This is a genomic window from Pseudonocardia nematodicida (assembly GCF_040105385.1).
GTDB lineage: Bacteria > Actinomycetota > Actinomycetes > Mycobacteriales > Pseudonocardiaceae > Pseudonocardia > Pseudonocardia nematodicida.
The window spans coordinates 269,365-291,116 of the sequence record NZ_JBEDNQ010000003.1; the positions used below are offsets into that span (position 1 = coordinate 269,365).

Sequence of the window (21,752 nt, forward strand, 5' to 3'; positions counted from 1 at the left end):
GGCCCGCGCAGGAGGACGAGGCGAGACCGGGCGCCGTCGCGCGCCCGCCGATCTCTCACGCCCCGTGCCCTGCGCACGGGGCGTTCGTCGTTCCCCGGGCCGATCTGCGCTCCACGGTGGCACACCCCAGTACTGGGACCAACCACCCGAGAGGAGGGCAGCGATGGCACAACCCGAGAAGGTCGCGGCGGTCGAGGAGATCGCCAACCGGTTTCGCGAGTCGTCCGCGTCGGTGGTCACCGAGTACCGCGGGCTCAGCGTCGCCAAGCTGACCCAGCTGCGGCGGGACCTGGGTGCGGACGCGAACTTCCGCGTCTCGAAGAACACCCTGGTCAAGCTCGCGGCCGCGGACGCCGGGGTGCAGGGTCTGGACGACCTGCTCGCCGGTCCGACCGCGATCACGTTCATCCAGGGCGAGGTCGTCGACGCCGCCAAGGCGATCAAGAAGTTCGCCAAGGACAACCCCGGCCTGGTCATCAAGGGCGGGTACATGGACGGGCGCGCCCTGTCCGGTACCGAGGTCGACCAGCTGGCCGACCTGGAGTCCCGCGACGTCCTGCTGTCCAAGCTGGCCGGCGCGATGAAGGCGAACCTGTCGCAGGCCGCGTCGCTGTTCAACCAGCCGGCCTCCCAGGTCGCCCGGCTCGCCCAGGCACTGGCCGACAAGCAGGCCGAGGGCGGCGCCGCCGCCGAGGCCCCGGCCGACGCCGACAGCTGATCACCTTCCATCACCCACCGTCTTCAGTAGAGAAAGGACCGCCACCATGGCGAAGCTGTCCACCGACGAGCTGCTCGACGCGTTCAAGGAGCTCACCCTGCTCGAGCTCTCGGACTTCGTGAAGAAGTTCGAGGAGACCTTCGAGGTCACCGCCGCCGCTCCGGTCGCCGTCGCGGCCGCCGGCCCGGCCGGTGCCGCCGCGCCGGTCGAGGAGGAGAAGGACGAGTTCGACGTCGTCCTCGAGGGCGCCGGCGACAAGAAGATCCAGGTCATCAAGGTCGTCCGCGAGGTCGTCTCGGGCCTGGGCCTGAAGGAGGCCAAGGACCTCGTCGAGTCGGCCCCGAAGGCGCTGCTCGAGGGTGTCACCAAGGAGGCCGCCGAGGCCGCCAAGACGAAGCTCGAGGAGGCCGGCGCGAAGATCTCGCTCAAGTGAGATCGCGCTAGCCGCACCGAGAGGGGGCGGGACCCGGCCGGGTCCCGCCCCCTCTCGCGTGTGCGGACCGGGTCAGGAGCGGTCCCGCAGCTCCCGGCGCAGCACCTTCCCGGTGGCGGTCTTCGGCACCTCGTCGAGGATCTCCACCTGCCGCGGGTACTTGTAGGCCGCCATCCGTTCCCTCGCGAAGGCGATCAGCTCCTCGGGCGTCACGGCCGACCCGGGCCGCAGCGAGACGAACGCCTTCACCGTCTCCCCGCGGTAGTCGTCCGGCACCCCGACGACCGCCGCCTCCCGCACCGCCTCGTGCTCGTGGAGCACGTCCTCCACCTCGCGCGGCCAGACCTTGTAGCCGCCCGCGTTGATCTGGTCCTTCTTCCGGTCGACGAGGTAGAACCAGCCCTCGGCGTCGGTGTAGCCGACATCGCCGGTGTGCAGCTCGCCCGGGTGGGCGGGATCGGAGCGCAGCGCCGCCGCCGACTCCTCCGGCTTGTTCCAGTACCCGGGCACGACCTGCGGGCCGGACGTGCAGATCTCGCCCACCTCGCCGGTCGGGACCTCCCGGCCGTCGTCGTCGAGGATCCGGACCACGGTGTCCGGGACCGGCACCCCGACCGACAGCGCTCCGGACGCCGGATCGACCGGCCCCCGCACGCCGATCGGGGTGCAGTGCGACGGCGACGTGGTCTCGGTCAGGCCGTAGACGTTGTGGATCCACTGCCCGGAGACGTCGTGGAACGCGGTCACCGCCGACGGCGGGATCGGCGCCCCGCCCGAACAGATGGTGCGCAGCGAGGCGAACGCCGCGCGGTCGGCGTTCGGTGCGTTCGACAGCGCGATGAACACGGTGATCGCCCCGACGGTGAAGGTCGGCCGGTGCTCACGGATCACGTCCACCGCCAGCGCGGGCTCGAACCGGTGGAACAGCACCAGCGGCGCGGCCAGGTACTGGGCCAGCGTGACGTGCGCGATCAGCCCGGTGATGTGGAACAGCGGGGCGACGCCGAGCACCACGTCGTCCGGCCCGAGCCCGCACCAGGTCGCGTAGACACCGCTGGTGAACACCACGTTCCCGTGGGTGTTCATCGCGCCCTTCGGCGGACCGGTGGTCCCCGAGGTGTAGGTCAGGAACGCGGTGTCCCCGGGGGCGAGGGAGACCGGCGGCGGGACGGAGCCGCGGTGGGTCCCGAGGAGCTCCCGCAGGTCCGTGGTGCCCGCGACACCGGCGGGCCGGCCGCCCGGGAAGGCGCGCGGGTCGTCGCGGGTCTGGTACTCGCGTTCCGAGGTGGTGAGCACCGTCCGGACCTCCGTCCCGGGCAGCACCTCGCGGGCGACGCCCGTGTACAGCGACTCGAGACAGAGCAGCACCGTGGCGCCCGAGTCGCGCAGCAGCAGGTCCAGCTCGCGCGCCCGGTTCATCGGGTTCACCGGCACCGCGATGCCGCCCGCCTTCCAGGTCCCGACCAGGCCGATCACGAACTGCGGCACGTTCTGCAGGTACAGCGCGACGCGGTCACCCGCGGTGAGCCCGACGTCGAGCAGTCCGACGGCCAGCGCGTCGGACAGCGCATCCAGCTCGGCCCAGGTGAGACGGCCGTCGAAGTAGCGCAGCGCGTCGCCGTCCGGGTTCCGGGAGACCGCGGACCGGAACATGCTCAGTGCGTCGGGGTAGGCCGGATCGAGATGCCGCGGCTGCCCGGCGGCGTAGCGTGCCGACCAGGGACGATCGGCGGCGGACGGCAGCGTCGTGTCGGACATCGTCGGCCTCCCGGCGGCATCGGCTCTGGTGCGTTCGGCGCACCGCCGATCGTTCGCAGACCGCCGAGATCGTGTCAACCGTCCGAGATGAGCCGTGAGCGGACGGTTGCTACCGGTCGTCCCGGGGATCTGACCGTTCATCGACGCGGAGGGACTTGACTCGGTGCGGCGGGCAGGTCACTCTTGGGCAACGATGGTTGCCTGGATGCTGGAATCGGCGACCTGTCTCGACAGCTGCGCTCGCGGCGTCTATAGTCATTCTTTGCGCTGCCTGCGTCCAGGTTCTCAGCGCCAGCTACCGGGAAGTATCCGGGCCGGCTCACCGGCCGCCGGAGAGGGTCCGGCGGAGCGGGCGCCGTGATCCGGTGCGCAGGGGCGCCTGACAACAGACGGCGTGCAACGAGGCGTGCTGCCGAGGTCGATCCGGGGGGACCCCGCGCGGATCGGGACCGACGGTAGCGCTCGCCACCGGCGCACGCCAGACGAGAAGCGCAGTTCTCGGAAGGACGCATCTTGGCTGTCTCCCGCGCCGCCGCGACCACCTCGACCCTCTCCGCTTCGGCGAACCCGAACTACCCCGGCGCACCCACCCGGGTCACCTTCGCGAAGATCGCCGAGCCGCTGGAGGTCCCTGACCTCCTCGACCTGCAGATCCAGTCCTACGAGTGGCTGGTGGGCAGCGAGGCCTGGTTCCAGCGCCGGATCGAGGCCGGCGACGACCTCCCGGTCAGCGGTCTGGAGGAGATCCTCACCGAGATCTCGCCGATCGAGGACTTCTCCGGCTCCATGTCGCTGTCCTTCTCCGACCCTCGCTTCGACGAGGTCAAGGCCTCCGTCGAGGAGTGCCGGGACAAGGACATGACCTACGGTGCCCCGCTGTTCGTCACCGCGGAGTTCACCAACAACACCACCGGTGAGATCAAGTCCCAGACGGTCTTCATGGGCGAGTTCCCCGTGATGACCGACAAGGGCACGTTCATCATCAACGGCACCGAGCGCGTCGTCGTGTCGCAGCTCGTGCGGTCGCCCGGTGTGTACTTCGACCACGCGATCGACAAGACGACCGAGAAGGACGTCTACTCGGTCAAGCTGATCCCGAGCCGGGGTGCCTGGCTCGAGTTCGACGTCGACAAGCGCGACACCGTCGGTGTCCGGATCGACCGCAAGCGCCGCCAGCCGGTCACCGTGCTGCTGAAGGCGCTGGGCTGGACCGCCGAGCAGATCGGGGAGCGCTTCGGCTTCTCCGAGACGATCATGACCACGCTGGAGAAGGACAACACCGCGGGTCAGGACGAGGCGCTGCTCGACATCTACCGCAAGCTGCGCCCCGGCGAGCCGCCGACGCGCGAGTCCGCGCAGGCCCTCCTGGAGAACCTGTTCTTCAAGGACAAGCGCTACGACATGGCCAAGGTCGGGCGCTACAAGGCCAACAAGAAGCTCGGTCTGGACATCGACAACTCGGTCGGCACGCTGACCGAGGAGGACGTCGCCACCACCATCGAGTACCTCGTCCGGCTGCACGCCGGCGAGACCACGATGACGTCCGGCTCGGGCGACTCCGCGACCGAGATCCCGGTCGAGACCGACGACATCGACCACTTCGGCAACCGGCGTCTGCGTACCGTCGGTGAGCTGATCCAGAACCAGGTGCGGGTCGGGCTGTCCCGGACCGAGCGGGTCGTCCGCGAGCGGATGACCACGCAGGACGTCGAGGCCATCACGCCGCAGACGCTGATCAACACCCGGCCGATCACGGCCGCGATCCGCGAGTTCTTCGGCACCTCGCAGCTGTCCCAGTTCATGGACCAGCACAACCCGCTCGCGGGCCTGACCCACAAGCGCCGCCTGTCGGCGCTCGGCCCGGGCGGTCTGTCCCGGGAGCGGGCGGGCATGGAGGTCCGCGACGTCCACCCGTCGCACTACGGCCGGATGTGCCCGATCGAGACCCCCGAGGGTCCGAACATCGGTCTGATCGGCTCGCTGGCGTCCTACGCGCGGGTCAACCCGTTCGGCTTCATCGAGACCCCGTACCGCAAGGTCACCGAAGGTGTCGTCACCTCCCAGATCGACTACCTGACCGCCGACGAGGAGGACCGCTTCGTCGTCGCCCAGGCCAACGCCCGGCTGAACGACGACGGCTCCTTCGCCGAGGACCGCGTCCTGGTCCGGCGTAAGGGCGGCGAGGTCGACCTGATCTCGCCCTCGGGCGTCGAGTACATCGACGTCTCGCCGCGCCAGATGGTGTCGGTCGCGACGGCGATGATCCCGTTCCTCGAGCACGACGACGCGAACCGCGCGCTGATGGGCGCGAACATGCAGCGCCAGTCGGTGCCGCTGCTGCGCTCGGAGTCGCCGCTGGTCGGTACCGGCATGGAGCTGCGTGCCGCGGTCGACGCCGGCGACGTCGTGGTGGCCGAGGCCGCCGGTGTCGTCGAGGAGCTGTGCGCCGACTACATCACCGTCATGGACGACGAGGGGCAGCGTCAGACCTACCGTCTGAACAAGTTCCGCCGCTCGAACCAGGGCACCTGCAACAACCAGAAGCCGATCGTCGACGAGGGCGTCCGGGTCGAGGTGGGCCAGGTGCTCGCCGACGGGCCGTGCACCGAGAACGGCGAGATGGCGCTGGGCAAGAACCTGCTCGTGGCGATCATGCCGTGGGAGGGCCACAACTACGAGGACGCGATCATCCTGTCGCAGCGCCTCGTCCAGGACGACGTCCTCACCTCGATCCACATCGAGGAGCACGAGGTCGACGCCCGGGACACCAAGCTGGGCGCCGAGGAGATCACCCGGGACATCCCGAACGTCTCCGAGGACGTGCTCGCCGACCTCGACGAGCGCGGCATCATCCGGATCGGTGCCGAGGTCCAGCCCGGCGACATCCTGGTCGGCAAGGTCACCCCGAAGGGCGAGACCGAGCTGACCCCGGAGGAGCGGCTGCTGCGCGCGATCTTCGGTGAGAAGGCGCGCGAGGTGCGCGACACCTCGCTGAAGGTGCCGCACGGCGAGAACGGCAAGGTCATCGGCATCCGGGTCTTCTCCCGGGACGACGACGACGAGCTGGCGCCGGGCGTCAACGAGCTGGTCCGCGTCTACGTGGCCCAGAAGCGCAAGATCTCCGACGGCGACAAGCTCGCCGGCCGGCACGGCAACAAGGGCGTCATCGGCAAGATCCTCCCGGTGGAGGACATGCCGTTCCTCGCCGACGGCACGCCGGTCGACATCATCCTGAACACCCACGGTGTGCCGCGACGGATGAACATCGGCCAGATCCTGGAGACCCACCTCGGGTGGATCGCCAAGTCCGGCTGGGAGATCGAGGGCACGCCCGAGTGGGCGTCGCGGATGCCCGAGGAGCTGTACTCGGTGCCAGCCGACACCAAGACCGCCACGCCGGTCTTCGACGGTGCGCGCGAGAACGAGATCACCGGTCTGCTCGGCTCGACCCGCCCCAACCGGGACGGCGAGCGCATGGTGCAGCCGGACGGCAAGGCGCAGCTGCTCGACGGCCGCTCCGGTGAGCCGTACCCGTTCCCGGTCGCGGTCGGCTACATGTACATCCTGAAGCTGGCCCACCTGGTGGACGACAAGATCCACGCCCGGTCGACCGGCCCCTACTCGATGATCACCCAGCAGCCGCTGGGCGGTAAGGCGCAGTTCGGTGGCCAGCGCTTCGGTGAGATGGAGTGCTGGGCCATGCAGGCGTACGGCGCGGCCTACACCCTGCAGGAACTGCTGACGATCAAGTCCGACGACGTCGTGGGCCGGGTCAAGGTCTACGAGGCGATCGTCAAGGGCGAGAACATCCCGGAGCCGGGGATCCCCGAGTCGTTCAAGGTGCTCCTCAAGGAGCTGCAGTCGCTCTGCCTGAACGTCGAGGTGCTCTCCAGCGACGGTGCGGCGATCGAGATGCGGGACGCCGACGACGAGGACCTCGAGCGCGCCGCGGCGAACCTGGGCATCAACCTGTCCAGCCGCCCCGGCTCGGAGTCGATGACCGTCGACGACGTCGTCAACTGACCTTCCCGTAGACCGTCTAGCCGAGATAACGAAGAAACAGAGGACTTACGTGCTCGACGTCAACTTCTTCGACGAACTGCGCATCGGCCTGGCCACCGCCGAGGGCATCCGCCAGTGGTCGCACGGCGAGGTCAAGAAGCCGGAGACCATCAACTACCGCACCCTGAAGCCGGAGAAGGACGGGCTCTTCTGCGAGAAGATCTTCGGTCCGACCCGGGACTGGGAGTGCTACTGCGGCAAGTACAAGCGCGTCCGGTTCAAGGGCATCATCTGTGAGCGCTGCGGCGTCGAGGTCACTCGCGCCAAGGTGCGTCGTGAGCGGATGGGCCACATCGAGCTGGCCGCGCCGGTCACGCACATCTGGTACTTCAAGGGCGTCCCGAGCCGGCTGGGCTACCTGCTCGACCTGGCTCCCAAGGACCTCGAGAAGATCATCTACTTCGCGGCCTACACGATCACCTCGGTGAACGGCGAGCTGCGGCACAACGACATGTCCACGCTCGAGAACGAGATGAGCGTGGAGCGCAGGCGGGTCGAGCAGACCCGCGACGCCGACCTCGAGGCCCGCGCCCAGAAGCTCGAGGCCGACATCGCCGAGCTCGAGGCCGAGGGTGCCAAGGGCGACGTCCGCCGCAAGGTCAAGGACGGCGGCGAGCGGGAGATGCGCCAGCTCCGTGACCGGGCCCAGCGCGAGCTGGACCGGCTCGACGAGATCTGGACGACCTTCACCAAGCTCGAGGTCCAGCAGCTCATCGCGGACGAGTCGATCTACCGCGAGCTGTACGACCGCTACGGCGACTACTTCACCGGTGCCATGGGTGCCGAGGCGATTCAGACGCTTCTGAAGAACTTCGACATCGAGGCCGAGGCCGAGAAGCTGCGCGAGATCATCCGGTCCGGCAAGGGCCAGAAGAAGCTCCGCGCGCTGAAGCGCCTGAAGGTCGTCGCGGCGTTCCAGTCCACCGGCAACTCGCCGATGGGCATGGTGCTCGACTGCGTCCCGGTCATCCCGCCGGACCTGCGCCCGATGGTGCAGCTCGACGGTGGCCGGTTCGCCACCTCGGACCTGAACGACCTGTACCGCCGGGTCATCAACCGGAACAACCGCCTCAAGCGACTGATCGACCTCGGCGCGCCCGAGATCATCGTCAACAACGAGAAGCGGATGCTGCAGGAGGCCGTCGACGCGCTGTTCGACAACGGCCGCCGCGGCCGGCCGGTGACCGGGCCGGGCAACCGCCCGCTCAAGTCGCTGTCCGACCTCCTCAAGGGCAAGCAGGGCCGGTTCCGTCAGAACCTGCTCGGCAAGCGCGTCGACTACTCCGGCCGTTCGGTCATCGTCGTCGGCCCGCAGCTGCAGCTGCACCAGTGCGGTCTGCCCAAGCAGATGGCGCTGGAGCTGTTCAAGCCGTTCGTGATGAAGCGCCTGGTGGACCTCAACCACGCGCAGAACATCAAGTCGGCCAAGCGGATGGTCGAGCGCGGCCGGTCCCAGGTGTGGGACGTGCTGGAGGAGGTCATCTCCGAGCACCCGGTGCTGCTCAACCGGGCGCCGACGCTGCACCGTCTCGGCATCCAGGCCTTCGAGCCGCAGCTGGTCGAGGGCAAGGCCATCCAGCTGCACCCGCTGGTCTGCGAGGCGTTCAACGCGGACTTCGACGGTGACCAGATGGCGGTGCACCTGCCGCTGTCGGCCGAGGCGCAGTCCGAGGCCCGGGTCCTGATGCTGTCGTCGAACAACATCCTGTCCCCGGCGTCCGGCCGCCCGCTGGCGATGCCGCGTCTGGACATGGTGACGGGTCTGTACCACCTGACCCGGCTCCGCGAGGAGGTCCAGGGCGCCGGGAACCACTACGGCTCCTCGGCCGAGGCGATCATGGCCTACGACCGCAAGGTGCTCCACCTGCAGGCGCCGATCAAGATCCGGCTCCCGCAGGTCACGCCGACCGCGGGGGCCGCGGCCGAGACCGTGACCGACGAGGGTGTCTGGACCGCCGACACCACGCTCGGCCGGGTGCTGTTCAACGAGCTGCTCCCGGCGGACTACCCGTTCGTCAACGAGCCGCTGCCGAAGAAGCGTCAGGCCATGATCATCAACGATCTGGCCGAGCGGTACTCGATGACCGAGGTCGCGCAGGTCCTGGACCGGCTCAAGGACGCCGGCTTCTTCTGGGCGACCCGCTCGGGCGTCACCCTCGCCATCGACGACGTCGTGGTCCCGCCGAACAAGCAGGAGATCCTCGACTCGTACGAGGCGAAGGCCGACCAGATCAACAAGCGCTACCAGCGTGGTGCCCTGTCGCACCAGGAGCGCAACGACGAGATGGTCAAGATCTGGTCGCAGGCCGCGGAAGAGGTCGCGCGGTCCATGGAGGAGAACTTCCCCCAGGACAACCCGATCCCGACGATCGTGCAGTCCGGCGCGGCCGGGAACATGGCCCAGGTCCGCCAGCTGGCGGGCATGAAGGGCCTGGTGGCGAACCCCAAGGGCGAGTACATCCCGCGGCCGATCAAGTCGAACTTCCGCGAGGGCCTGTCGGTGCTGGAGTACTTCATCTCCACGCACGGCACCCGGAAGGGTCTGGCGGACACCGCGCTGCGGACCGCGGACTCGGGTTACCTGACCCGTCGTCTGGTCGACGTGTCGCAGGACGTGATCGTCCGCGAGGTCGACTGCGGCACCGAGCGGGCGGTCCCGATGGCGGTCACCGAGGAGACCAGCGACGGGCGGCTCATCCCGCACCGTTACCTGCGTACCTCGGTCTACGCCCGGACCTCCGGCGAGGAGATCACCGCGCCGGACGGCACGGTGATCATCGGCAAGGGCGACGACCTTGGCGACCCGGCGCTCGACGCGCTGGTCGAGGCCGGCGTCAAGACGATCCGCGTGCGGTCCGCGCTGACCTGCGCGTCCGCCACCGGCATCTGCGGCCGCTGCTACGGCCGCTCGATGGCCACCGGCAAGCTGGTGGACGTCGGCGAGGCCGTCGGCATCGTCGCCGCGCAGTCCATCGGTGAGCCGGGTACGCAGCTGACGATGCGTACCTTCCACATCGGTGGTGTGGCCGGCGACGACATCACGACCGGTCTGCCGCGTGTCACCGAGCTCTTCGAGGCCCGGGTCCCGCGCGGTAAGGCGCCGATCGCCGACGTCGACGGGCGCATCCGCATCGAGGACGGCGACCGCTTCTGGAAGATCACGCTGATCCCGGACGACGGCGGCGAGGAGATCGTCTACGAGAAGCTGTCCAAGCGGCAGTGGCTCGGGATGACCTCGGTCGACGGCACCGAGCGGCCGCTGGCTGACGGGGACCACGTGACGGTCGGTCAGCTGCTCCTGGAGGGCACCGCCGACCCGCACGAGGTGCTGCGGGTCCTGGGTCCGCGCGAGGTGCAGCTGCACCTGGTGCGTGAGGTGCAGAAGGTGTACCGCACGCAGAGCGTGGACATCCACGACAAGCACATCGAGGTCATCGTCCGGCAGATGCTGCGCCGGGTGACGATCATCGACTCGGGTGCGACCGAGTTCCTGCCCGGCGCGCTCGCCGAGCGGGGCGAGTTCGAGTCCGAGAACCGCCGGGTCGTCGCCGAGGGCCTCGAGCCCGCGTCCGGCCGGCCGGTCCTGATGGGGATCACCAAGGCCTCGCTGGCGACGGAGTCGTGGCTGTCCGCGGCCTCGTTCCAGGAGACCACCCGGATCCTCACCGATGCCGCGATCAACGGAAAGCGCGACAAGCTCGTCGGGCTCAAGGAGAACGTGATCATCGGAAAGCTGATCCCGGCCGGCACCGGCATCAACCGGTACCGCAACATCACGGTGCAGCCCACCGAGGAGGCCCGCGCGGCCGCCTACGCGCTGCCGAGCTACGACGACGGCTACTACAGCCCCGACGTGTTCGGCACGGGCACCGGTGCCGCGGTGCCGCTGGACGACTACGACTTCGGGCGCGACTACAGGTAACTGTGGTCGCCGGGCCCCGCGACGGCGGGGCCCGGCCCGGAGTTGGTCCCTCGAACGGGGCCGGACACCGCTCTCCCGTGGCGGTGTCCGGCCCCGTTCGTACGTTCCGGGCCGTTCGCGTTCGACCGTCCCGGGGATCGATCACCGGTGCGACGGCGCACGGCCGGTGCCCCGGGGCTCAGCGGACGGCCGAGCCGCCGCGAGGGGCCAGCAGCATCGCCCGGCACAGGCAGCCGAGCGCCAGGACCGTGGCGACGGTCCGGATGTCGTGGCCGGTCACCCACGGGCCCTCGGTGGCCGTGCGGAGACCGGCGGGGTCGGCGATCGCGTCCGGGGCGCCGGCGGCCTGCAGCGTGTCGTTGAGCGGGATGCTCACCCCGGCGGTGATCCCCACGGCGACCACGTAGAGGACGAGCGCGGCGACGATCCACCGGACGGCCGCCCGCGCACCGAGCCGGTACTGGAGCACGGCCGCCACGCCGGTGACCACGAACGCGCCCAGGAACGCGAGCAGGAACAGCGGACTGCCGTTGATCGTCGCGTTCGCCTGCTGCAGCACGGCGACGTAGGTCCGGTCGTCGACCCCGGCGAGCGCCGGCATGATCGCGACCGCCCAGTCGAAGAACATCCCCGCGATCATCGCGAGACAGACCGTGCCGGCCCCGAGCACGAGCCCGGCGAGCCGGCCGGATCGCTCGAGCATCGGGTGTCGCTGCGCGTCCGTCACACCGACAGTCCAGCGCACACGGCGGTGCCGGGACACGCTCCGAACGCTCGTGTGCGTGCCCGATCGTCCATCCCCGGGTCCGTCCCCGCCCGGAATACCGCCGAGATACGCCTCAGCGGGCCTCAGAGATCCAGAACTCCCGCTCATCCGTATCTCGGCGGGGATCGGCCCTCCGGCCCCGCCCCCGATGCGGCTCACCGTGCGTGCGGATCGGGTGCGGCGGCCCGGATCATCGCCCGGGTGCCGATCAGTGCCAGTTCTGGCCCCGATCGGTGCCGGACCGATGATCATGGCGGCAGGACCGTTGCCCGTCCGCCTCGATCCGGCCCGGCCTCGATCCGGCCCGGCCTCGATCCGGCCCGGCCTCGATCCGGCCCGGCCTCGATCCGGCCCGGCCTCGATCCGGCCCGGACCCGGGCCTGACCTGACCTGACCTGGCCGGGCCTGGCCTGGCCTGGCCGGGTGTGGCGCCCCCCCGACGTGGCCGGTCCGGTCAGGGCGCGCAGTCGAACCGCAGGGCTTTGCCGAGGGACGCCAGGGCCTCGTCGGCCTCGGCGAGCAGGCCGGCCATCAGCGGGAAGTCGTGCCACATGTCGTCGACCCGGTCGTAGGAGACCGGGGTGCCGGCCTCCCGGGCGCGGCGGACGAGCGCGTCGGCGTCGTCCACGAGGACCTCGTCGGCGCCGGCGACGACGTGCAGCGGCGGCAGGTCGGAGAGGTCGGCGTCGAGCGGACGGAGCTCCTCGGCGCCGCTGTGCGGGCCGGCGTAGTCGGCCACCGCGCCCGGGAGCCAGGCCGGGTCGAGCATCGCGTCGAGCGGGGCGTTGCGGGTGAGCGCCTCCGCGGTCAGCGTCAGGTCCAGCCACGGGGAGATCAGCCCGACCGATCCGGGAAGATCTTCGCCGTCCGCGCGCAGCCGGTGCAGCAGGGACATGGCCAGCCCGGCACCGGCGGAATCACCGACGACCGCGATGTGTTGTGCGGGGTGTGCCTCGCGGACGGCTCGCCAGGCGGCGGACGCGTCGTCCAGGGCGGCCGGGAACGGGTGTTCCGGTGCGAGCCGGTACTCGGGAACGAGGACCGGGGAACCCGTGGCGTGGGCCAGGCCGGCGGTGAGCGGCCGGTGCGAGGCGGCGGATCCGACGAGGTAGCCGCCGCCGTGCAGGTACAGCACCCGCAGCGGGCCGAACGGGACGGACGGGGCGACCACCTCGGTGGGGACGCCGCCCAGGTCGCCACGGGCCCGCCGGGTGCCGCGGGGGAGCGGCACGGAGCCACCGACGCGGTCGAGCCCGGTCCGGCGCAACCGGACGGGCAGGGCCGGGGACAGCAGCGGTGCGATGACCGTCCTGGTGACGAACCGGTTCACGGAGCTCGGCAGGTGCATACCGGACGATAGCGATCCGGTGCCGCCGCGTGTCCGATCGGGCGAGCCTTCTCGCAACCGGCGACGGTTCCTCGCAGGCCGGGGTGTGTGACGGCGCGGCGGGGGAAGGTCGTATGCTGCACGGGTTCACGCGCAGTGGCCCGGGACGGTTCGCATCGTCCCGCGCACCGACCGGCGCGGAATCACCATCGTCCGGCTCTGCCCGTACCGCGATGAGCGGCGGGCGATCTGCGACGAGCGGGTGAGTCCGCTTGCCAGCCGCAGATTCGTGCGGCATCGTCGGGCCACACAGGTCTCCTCCGGACAGTCGTCCGGCGGATCCGCGGACGTCCGGAAGCCCCCCGGAGGTCCCGAGGCAGGTCGGAGAACCGACCCGCTTTGACCGCCTCCGAGAGGGCCGAGTATTCTCGTGTCCTGCGCTCGACCTCGGTCGGGCCGGTCCGCGTGCCTCGTGGTGCCCGGACCCGTGTGGCAGGACGTCACCGGCTCCCCGTCGTGGGATCCGGTCCGGCCGCCCGGGTCGTGGCGGCGCTCCGGTGAAGGGCGCGACGGACGTCCCGAACGCCTCCGCGGGGCCTTTCCGGCTCCCGAGCGTGCGCGGGACGACACGCCCGACCCCGGGGTCCGGTGCGACGGTGCGGTTCACGGATCCGCCGGCGCCCGCGGCCCCCGGAGAACGAACAGCTAGAGCACGAGACAGCGACTACCGCGACTGCGGCGAGAGCACCGGTCGAGCGCAGTCGAGCCACGTCGAGGGAAGAAGTAGACGGTTCATGCCCACGATCCAGCAGCTGGTCCGTAAGGGCCGCGAGGACAAGGTCGCCAAGACCAAGACCGCCGCGCTCAAGGGGAGCCCCCAGCGCCGCGGGGTGTGCACCCGCGTGTACACCACGACCCCCAAGAAGCCGAACTCCGCGCTGCGCAAGGTCGCCCGCGTCCGGCTCTCCAGCGGTATCGAGGTCACCGCCTACATCCCCGGCGAGGGCCACAACCTGCAGGAGCACTCGATCGTGCTGGTGCGCGGCGGTCGTGTGAAGGACCTGCCGGGCGTCCGCTACAAGGTGATCCGCGGTTCGCTGGACACCCAGGGCGTCAAGAACCGTAAGCAGTCCCGCAGCCGCTACGGCGCGAAGAAGGAGAAGAGCTGATGCCCCGCAAGGGCCCCGCACCGAAGCGGCCGCTGGTCTCGGACCCGGTCTACGGCTCCCCGCTGGTCACCCAGCTGGTGAACAAGGTCCTCAAGGACGGCAAGCGGTCGCTCGCCGAGCGCATCGTCTACGCCGCGCTGGAGGGCACCCGGGACAAGACCGGTACCGACCCGGTCGTCACGCTGAAGCGTGCGCTCGACAACGTGAAGCCGGCGCTCGAGGTCCGCAGCCGCCGCGTCGGTGGCGCGACCTACCAGGTCCCGGTCGAGGTCCGTGCCGTCCGGCAGACCACCCTGGGCCTGCGCTGGATCGTCACGTACTCGGCGCAGCGCCGCGAGAAGACCATGGTCGAGCGGCTCATGAACGAGCTGCTCGACGCGAGCAACGGCCTCGGCGCCAGCGTCAAGCGGCGCGAGGACATGCACAAGATGGCGGAGTCGAACCGCGCCTTCGCCCACTACCGCTGGTGACCGGCCGACCGTCGGGCGCCAACTCGCGATCGAGGGAGAGCTGAGCAGTGGCAGCACAGGACGTGCTGACGGACCTCACGAAGGTCCGCAACATCGGCATCATGGCCCACATCGACGCCGGTAAGACCACCACGACCGAGCGGATCCTGTACTACACCGGGATCAACTACAAGCTCGGTGAGGTGCACGACGGCGCCGCCACCATGGACTGGATGGAGGAGGAGCAGAAGCGCGGCATCACGATCACGTCGGCCGCGACGACCTGCTTCTGGAACGACCACCAGATCAACATCATCGACACCCCCGGGCACGTCGACTTCACCGTCGAGGTGGAGCGGTCCCTGCGGGTGCTCGACGGCGCGGTCGCGGTGTTCGACGGCAAGGAGGGGGTCGAGCCGCAGTCCGAGCAGGTCTGGCGGCAGGCCACCAAGTACGACGTCCCCCGCATCTGCTTCGTCAACAAGATGGACAAGCTGGGCGCGGACTTCTACTTCACCGTCCGGACGATCCAGGACCGGCTGAACGCGACCCCGCTGCCGCTGCAGATCCCGATCGGCGCCGAGAACGACTTCATCGGTGTCATCGACCTGGTCGAGATGCGGGCCCTGACCTGGCGTGGTGAGCCCAAGAAGGGCGAGGACTACGCGGTCGAGGAGATCCCGGCCGACCTGCAGGAGAAGGCGCAGGAGTACCGGACCGCCCTCATCGAGGCCGTCGCCGAGACCGACGACGCCCTGATGGAGAAGTACTTCGGCGGCGAGGACCTGACGGTCGCTGAGATCAAGGCCGGCATCCGCAAGCTCGTCACCGACCGGGCTGCGTACCCGGTGCTGTGCGGCTCCGCGTTCAAGAACAAGGGCGTCCAGCCCATGCTCGACGCGGTCATCGACTACCTGCCGTCGCCGTACGACGTGCCGGCGGTCGAGGGCTTCCTCACCGACGGCGAGACCCCGGCGAGCCGGAAGCCCTCCAAGGAGGAGCCCTTCTCGGCGCTGGCCTTCAAGATCGCCGCGCACCCGTTCTTCGGCAAGCTGACCTACGTCCGGGTGTACTCGGGCCGGGTCGCGTCGGGCGCGCAGATCATCAACTCGACCAAGGACCGGAAGGAGCGCATCGGGAAGCTGTTCCAGATGCACTCCAACAAGGAGAACCCGGTCGACGAGGCCATCGCGGGCCACATCTACGCGGTGATCGGCCTGAAGGACACGACCACGGGCGACACGCTCTGCGACCCGCAGAACCCGATCGTCCTCGAGTCGATGACCTTCCCGGACCCGGTTATCCAGGTGGCCGTCGAGCCGAAGTCGAAGGCCGACCAGGAGAAGCTCTCCCTGGCGATCCAGAAGCTTGCCGAGGAGGACCCGACGTTCCAGGTCTCCCTGGACGACGAGACCGGCCAGACCATCATCGCCGGCATGGGCGAGCTCCACCTCGAGGTGCTCGTCAACCGGATGAAGTCCGACTTCAAGGTCGAGGCCAACATCGGCAAGCCGCAGGTCGCCTACCGGGAGACCATCCGGCAGCCGGTGATGAAGCACGAGTACACGCACAAGAAGCAGACCGGTGGCTCGGGGCAGTTCGCCCGCGTCATCATCAACCTGGAGCCGCTCGTGGGCGGCGACGGTGCGCTGTACGAGTTCGAGAACAAGGTCACCGGTGGTCGCATCCCGCGGGAGTACATCCCGTCGGTCGACCAGGGTGTCCAGGACGCCATGCAGTACGGCATCCAGGCCGGCTACCCCGTGGTCGGTGTGAAGTGCACACTGCTGGACGGGCAGTACCACGAGGTCGACTCCTCGGAGATGGCCTTCAAGGTCGCCGGTTCGATGGTGTTCAAGGAGGCGGCCCGCAAGGCGAGCCCGGCCATCCTCGAGCCGATGATGGCCGTCGAGGTGACGACGCCCGAGGACTACATGGGCGACGTCATCGGTGACCTGAACTCCCGCCGCGGCCAGGTCCAGGCCATGGAGGAGCGGGCCGGCGCCCGCGTCGTCAAGGCGCTCGTGCCGCTGTCCGAGATGTTCGGCTACGTCGGCGACCTCCGGTCGCGGACCCAGGGCCGGGCGAACTACACGATGGTCTTCGACTCGTACGCCGAGGTTCCGGCGAACGTGGCGAAGGAGATCATCGCGAAGGCGACGGGCGAGTAGAACTCGCAACGCGGGTCGGCTCGGCACCACGTCGGACCTGCTCGTCTGGTGCGGTCCGCGGATCGGTAAGGTCCGCGGCCCGCACCGCACACCCACAGACCTGCCGTCAGCACGGCGGAGACAACACCAGTCCAGGAGGACCCAGCAGTGGCGAAGGCGAAGTTCGAGCGGACCAAGCCGCACGTCAACATCGGCACCATCGGTCACATCGACCACGGCAAGACCACGCTGACGGCGGCCATCACCAAGGTTCTGCACGACAAGTTCCCGAACCTCAACGAGGCTTCGGCGTTCGACATGATCGACAAGGCGCCGGAAGAGCGCCAGCGCGGTATCACGATCTCCATCGCGCACGTCGAGTACCAGACCGAGAAGCGGCACTACGCGCACGTCGACTGCCCCGGGCACGCCGACTACGTGAAGAACATGATCACCGGTGCCGCCCAGATGGACGGCGCGATCCTGGTGGTCGCCGCGACCGACGGCCCGATGCCGCAGACCCGTGAGCACGTGCTGCTCGCGCGTCAGGTGGGCGTGCCGTACATCGTCGTCGCCCTGAACAAGGCGGACATGGTCGACGACGAGGAGATCATGGAGCTCGTCGAGATGGAGGTCCGTGAGCTCCTCTCGGACCAGGACTACCCGGGAGACGACCTCCCGATCGTCCGCGTCTCGGCGCTCAAGGCCCTCGAGGGCGACGCCCAGTGGGGCGAGGCCATCGTCCAGCTGATGGACGCCGTCGACGAGGCGATCCCGGAGCCGGAGCGCGACGTCGAGAAGCCGTTCCTCATGCCGGTCGAGGACGTCTTCACGATCACCGGTCGCGGCACGGTCGTCACCGGCCGTATCGAGCGCGGCATCGTCAAGGTCAACGAGACCGTCGACATCGTCGGCATCCGGCCGAACAAGACCTCGACCACCGTCACCGGTGTCGAGATGTTCCGCAAGATCCTCGACGAGGGTCGCGCGGGCGAGAACGTCGGTCTGCTCCTGCGCGGTATCAAGCGTGAGGACGTGGAGCGCGGCCAGGTCGTCGTGAAGCCGGGTTCGATCACGCCGCACACCGAGTTCGAGGGCCAGGTGTACATCCTGGGCAAGGACGAGGGCGGCCGTCACACCCCGTTCTTCAACAACTACCGTCCGCAGTTCTACTTCCGGACGACCGACGTGACCGGTGTCGTGACCCTGCCGTCCGGCACCGAGATGGTCATGCCGGGTGACAACACCACCATGAGCGTTCAGCTGATCCAGCCGATCGCCATGGAGGAGGGCCTGCAGTTCGCCATCCGCGAGGGTGGCCGCACCGTGGGCGCCGGCCAGGTCACCAAGATCAACGCGTGAGGTCGCGGGGCCGCGCCGATCCGGCCGGCCCCGCACCCCACCCCCCCGGTCGAGGGAGCCGCACTCCGGTGTGGCATCCTTGACTGGTTGCACGATGAGCATGGCGCGTGGAAGCGCCGCTCCTGTTCCCGGACCTCCGGTAGTTCAGGTGTCGCGCTCTACGCGCCATGCTTGTTGTGAGCCTCGTCCCGCTCGTCCTGTCCGCAGGGCGACGGAGCCGAGGTGGACCCAGCGACATGCCCGCCCCAGAGGGGGAGGGACGCGGTGACCCGGGCACAGCCATGGGGATCGAGCGCGACACGCCCGACCTCGTGGACCGGAGAGCCCCGGCGGGACGAGTGCTCCAGGGAACTGGACGCACGGGTCTCCGGCCGACAGACCTGAACAGGGCACGGGCCGCAGCCGGCCGCACCGGTCCCCCGGTGGCAGCACGGCGCGAGTTCTTACGGGGCCGACACCGCGACAACCCCCGCGGCAGGAAGAAGAGGACGACCGACGACCATGGCGGGACAGAAGATCCGCATCAGGCTCAAGGCCTATGACCACGAGGCAATCGACGCGTCTGCTCGCAAGATCGTGGAGACGGTGACGCGTACCGGTGCCCGGGTCGTCGGCCCTGTGCCGCTGCCGACCGAGAAGAACGTGTACTGCGTCATCCGCTCGCCGCACAAGTACAAGGACTCGCGCGAGCACTTCGAGATGCGCACGCACAAGCGGCTGATCGACATTCTCGACCCGACGCCGAAGACGGTGGACGCGCTCATGCGCATCGACCTTCCGGCGAGTGTCGACGTCAACATCCAGTAAGGCCTGGGGACGATGACTGCTTCGATCAAGAAGACGACTGCGACCAAGCAGGTCCGGAAGATCACCGGCCTGATGGGCACCAAGCTCGGGATGACCCAGCTGTTCGACGAGAACAACCGGGTCGTGCCGGTCACCGTGGTCCAGCTCGGACCCAACGTCGTGACCCAGGTCCGCTCCGAGGACGCCGACGGCTACACCGCCGTCCAGCTGGCCTACGGCGCGATCGACCCGCGCAAGGTGAACAAGCCGGAGACCGGCCACTTCGCCAAGGCGGGCGTGACCCCGCGCCGGCACCTGCTGGAGCTGCGCACCTCCGACGCCGCCGACTACACCCCCGGCCAGGAGGTCACCGTCGAGGCGTTCGCCGAGGTGGCCGAGGTGGACGTGGTGGGCGTGACCAAGGGCAAGGGCTTCGCCGGTGTCATGAAGCGCCACGGCTTCGCCGGTCTGGGCGCCTCGCACGGCACCCAGCGCAAGCACCGTTCGCCGGGCTCGATCGGCGGGTGCGCCACCCCCGGTCGCGTGTTCAAGGGTGTGCGGATGGCCGGCCGGATGGGTTCCGACCGCCAGACCACGCAGAACCTCAAGGTCCACCGGGTGGACGCCGAGCGCGGGCTGCTGCTCGTCAAGGGTGCGGTCCCCGGTCCCCGTGGTGGGCTCGTCGTGGTGAAGACCCCCGCGAAGGGTGATGGCAAGTGAGCACCGTGCAGATCAAGACGTCCGACGGCGCGGACAACGGCAGCGTCGAGCTGCCCGACCACGTCTTCGACGTGACCGCCAACGTCGCCCTCATGCACCAGGTGGTGACCGCGCAGCTGAACGCGGCGCGCCAGGGCACGCACGACACCAAGACCCGCGGCGAGGTCCGCGGTGGTGGCAAGAAGCCGTACCGGCAGAAGGGCACCGGTCGCGCCCGTCAGGGCTCGGTCCGCGCGCCGCAGTTCGCCGGTGGTGGCATCGTGCACGGCCCGACGCCGCGGGACTACTCGCAGAAGACCCCGAAGAAGATGAAGGCCGCCGCCCTGCGCGGTGCCCTCTCCGACCGGGCTCGCGCCGGCCGCGTGCACGTCGTGTCCTCGTTCGTCGGTGGGGACGCCCCGTCGACGAAGGCGGCCCGCAAGGTCCTCGAGACCGTGGTCCCCGACGCCGGCCGGGTCCTGGCCGTCGTCGAGCGCGACGCCGAGACCTCGCTGCTGAGCCTGCGCAACCTGACGCAGGTCCACCTGATCGCGCCGGACCAGCTGAACACCCACGACGTGCTCGTCAACGACGTCGTGCTGTTCACGCAGGCGGCGCTGGACGAGTTCCTGTCCGGCCCCATCGCGACGCCGAAGGCCCGCCGGGCTGCCGCTGAGGAGGCCGAGAAGTGATCACGGACCCGCGGGACGTGTTGCTGAAGCCGGTCGTGTCCGAGAAGAGCTACGGCCTGCTCGACGACCGCCAGTACACGTTCGTCGTCGCGCCGGACGCGAACAAGACCCAGATCAAGATCGCCGTGGAGAAGGTGTTCGGGGTCAAGGTGACCAGCGTGAACACGCTGAACCGCCCGGGCAAGCGCAAGCGCTCCCGCACCGGCTACGGCAAGCGCAAGGACACCAAGCGCGCGATCGTCACGCTCTCCCCGGAGAGCAAGGCGATCGACGTCTTCGGTGGCCCGGCGAGCTGAGGGAGCGAGCTGACCCATGGCCATTCGTAAGTACAAGCCGACGACCCCGGGCCGCCGCGGCTCGAGCGTGTCGGACTTCGCCGAGATCACCCGGGACCACCCGGAGAAGTCGCTGATCCGTCCGCTGCACAACAAGGGCGGCCGGAACGTGCACGGGCGGATCACCACCCGGCACCAGGGTGGTGGCCACAAGCGGGCCTACCGCCTGATCGACTTCCGTCGCAACGACAAGGACGGCGTCCCGGCGAAGGTCGCGCACATCGAGTACGACCCGAACCGCACCTCGCGGATCGCGCTGCTGCACTACGCCGACGGCGAGAAGCGCTACATCATCGCGCCGGCGAAGCTCAAGCAGGGCGACCCGATCGAGAACGGCCCCCGGGCCGACATCAAGGTGGGCAACAACCTGCCGCTGCGCAACATCCCGACGGGCACCGTGGTGCACGCGATCGAGCTCCGCCCCGGTGGCGGCGCCAAGATCGCGCGCTCGGCCGGTGCCGGCGTCCAGCTGGTCGCCAAGGACGGGCCCTACGCGCAGCTGCGGATGCCCTCCGGCGAGATCCGCAACGTCGACGTGCGCTGCCGCGCCACGATCGGCGAGGTGGGCAACTCGGAGCACGCCAACATCAACTGGGGCAAGGCCGGCCGGATGCGGTGGAAGGGCAAGCGCCCGACCGTCCGTGGTGTGGTCATGAACCCGGTCGACCACCCGCACGGTGGTGGTGAGGGCAAGACCTCCGGTGGCCGCCACCCGGTGAACCCGGCCGGTACCCCCGAGGGGCGCACCCGCCGGAACAAGCCGTCCGACAAGTTGATCGTCCGCCGGCGCCGTACCGGCAAGAAGCGCTAGAGCAGGAGGTAAGACATGCCGCGCAGCCTGAAGAAGGGCCCGTTCGTCGACGACCACCTGCTCAAGAAGGTGGACGCCCTCAACGAGTCCGGCAAGAAGACCGTCATCCGCACGTGGTCCCGCCGGTCCACCGTGATCCCGGACATGATCGGTCACACCATTGCGGTGCACGACGGCCGCAAGCACGTGCCGGTGTTCGTGTCCGACTCGATGGTCGGGCACAAGCTGGGCGAGTTCGCCCCGACCCGGACCTTCCGGGGGCACATCAAGGACGACCGCAAGGCCCGTCGGCGCTAGAAGCCGGCCCGAGTAG

At 69.5% G+C, this 21,752-nt stretch carries 17 protein-coding genes; 14 read left to right on the forward strand and 3 right to left on the reverse strand.

All coding sequences use genetic code 11. The annotated features are described in order from the left end of the window. Window positions 1-163: 163 nt before the first annotated feature. Together rplJ and rplL are read left to right on the forward strand one after the other, a co-directional pair. Window positions 164-718, forward strand: a complete 555-nt coding sequence (rplJ, locus tag WIS52_RS08665) for a 50S ribosomal protein L10 (protein ID WP_349297617.1) — start codon at window positions 164-166, stop codon at window positions 716-718. A 46-nt stretch (window positions 719-764) separates the two neighbouring features. Then, window positions 765-1,151 carry a 50S ribosomal protein L7/L12 gene (gene rplL, locus WIS52_RS08670; RefSeq protein ID WP_349297618.1) on the forward strand — a complete coding sequence of 129 codons (387 nt, stop codon included), beginning with the start codon at window positions 765-767 and terminating at the stop codon, window positions 1,149-1,151. A gap of 72 nt (window positions 1,152-1,223) precedes the next feature. Here rplL and WIS52_RS08675 read toward each other — a convergent pair whose 3' ends face one another. Then, a complete protein-coding gene (locus tag WIS52_RS08675) occupies window positions 1,224-2,909 on the reverse strand; it encodes an AMP-binding protein (RefSeq protein WP_349297619.1) in 1,686 nt (561 codons plus the stop codon). A gap of 513 nt (window positions 2,910-3,422) precedes the next feature. Here WIS52_RS08675 and rpoB point away from each other — a divergent pair. Beyond that, entirely contained in the window at window positions 3,423-6,932 is a 3,510-nt protein-coding gene (gene rpoB, locus WIS52_RS08680) for a DNA-directed RNA polymerase subunit beta (RefSeq protein ID WP_349297620.1), read from the forward strand. Window positions 6,933-6,981: 49 nt separating this feature from the next. Continuing rightward, window positions 6,982-10,893: a DNA-directed RNA polymerase subunit beta' gene (locus tag WIS52_RS08685; RefSeq protein WP_349297621.1), complete on the forward strand. Its 3,912-nt coding sequence runs from the start codon at window positions 6,982-6,984 to the stop codon at window positions 10,891-10,893. 178 nt (window positions 10,894-11,071) lie between these two features. Here WIS52_RS08685 and WIS52_RS08690 read toward each other — a convergent pair whose 3' ends face one another. Beyond that, complete coding sequence (locus WIS52_RS08690) at window positions 11,072-11,596, reverse strand: anthrone oxygenase family protein (protein WP_349297622.1); 525 nt, start codon at window positions 11,594-11,596, stop codon at window positions 11,072-11,074. 517 nt (window positions 11,597-12,113) lie between these two features. Further along, on the reverse strand, window positions 12,114-13,007 hold the full coding sequence (locus WIS52_RS08695; protein WP_349297623.1) for an alpha/beta hydrolase: 894 nt from the start codon (window positions 13,005-13,007) through the stop codon (window positions 12,114-12,116). 773 nt (window positions 13,008-13,780) lie between these two features. On the opposite strand from WIS52_RS08695, the gene rpsL reads away from it, so the two are divergent. The 10 genes from rpsL to rpsS all read left to right on the forward strand — a co-directional run bounded on the left by rpsL (window position 13,781) and on the right by rpsS (window position 21,736). Continuing rightward, window positions 13,781-14,155, forward strand: coding sequence for a 30S ribosomal protein S12 (gene rpsL, locus WIS52_RS08700; RefSeq protein ID WP_010232377.1), 375 nt, complete (start codon window positions 13,781-13,783; stop codon window positions 14,153-14,155). Then, window positions 14,155-14,625: a 30S ribosomal protein S7 gene (rpsG, locus tag WIS52_RS08705; RefSeq protein WP_349297624.1), complete on the forward strand. Its 471-nt coding sequence runs from the start codon at window positions 14,155-14,157 to the stop codon at window positions 14,623-14,625. The genes rpsL and rpsG overlap by 1 nt, the downstream gene beginning before the upstream one ends. Window positions 14,626-14,672: 47 nt before the next feature. Further along, window positions 14,673-16,775 (forward strand): elongation factor G, encoded by a 2,103-nt coding sequence (fusA, locus tag WIS52_RS08710; RefSeq protein WP_349297625.1) that lies wholly within the window; start codon window positions 14,673-14,675, stop codon window positions 16,773-16,775. A gap of 147 nt (window positions 16,776-16,922) precedes the next feature. Further along, window positions 16,923-18,116, forward strand: a complete 1,194-nt coding sequence (gene tuf / locus WIS52_RS08715) for an elongation factor Tu (protein WP_349297626.1) — start codon at window positions 16,923-16,925, stop codon at window positions 18,114-18,116. A 501-nt stretch (window positions 18,117-18,617) separates the two neighbouring features. Then, complete coding sequence (gene rpsJ / locus WIS52_RS08720; RefSeq protein WP_003938093.1) at window positions 18,618-18,923, forward strand: 30S ribosomal protein S10; 306 nt, start codon at window positions 18,618-18,620, stop codon at window positions 18,921-18,923. A gap of 12 nt (window positions 18,924-18,935) precedes the next feature. Further along, window positions 18,936-19,622, forward strand: a complete 687-nt coding sequence (rplC, locus tag WIS52_RS08725; protein WP_349297627.1) for a 50S ribosomal protein L3 — start codon at window positions 18,936-18,938, stop codon at window positions 19,620-19,622. Further along, entirely contained in the window at window positions 19,619-20,293 is a 675-nt protein-coding gene (gene rplD / locus WIS52_RS08730; RefSeq protein WP_349297628.1) for a 50S ribosomal protein L4, read from the forward strand. The genes rplC and rplD overlap by 4 nt, the downstream gene beginning before the upstream one ends. Beyond that, a complete protein-coding gene (gene rplW / locus WIS52_RS08735; protein WP_349297629.1) occupies window positions 20,290-20,589 on the forward strand; it encodes a 50S ribosomal protein L23 in 300 nt (99 codons plus the stop codon). The genes rplD and rplW overlap by 4 nt, the downstream gene beginning before the upstream one ends. 16 nt (window positions 20,590-20,605) lie before the next feature. Next, a complete protein-coding gene (rplB, locus tag WIS52_RS08740; protein WP_349297630.1) occupies window positions 20,606-21,439 on the forward strand; it encodes a 50S ribosomal protein L2 in 834 nt (277 codons plus the stop codon). 15 nt (window positions 21,440-21,454) lie between these two features. Further along, window positions 21,455-21,736 carry a 30S ribosomal protein S19 gene (gene rpsS, locus WIS52_RS08745; RefSeq protein WP_010232348.1) on the forward strand — a complete coding sequence of 94 codons (282 nt, stop codon included), beginning with the start codon at window positions 21,455-21,457 and terminating at the stop codon, window positions 21,734-21,736. Window positions 21,737-21,752 lie beyond the last annotated feature (16 nt).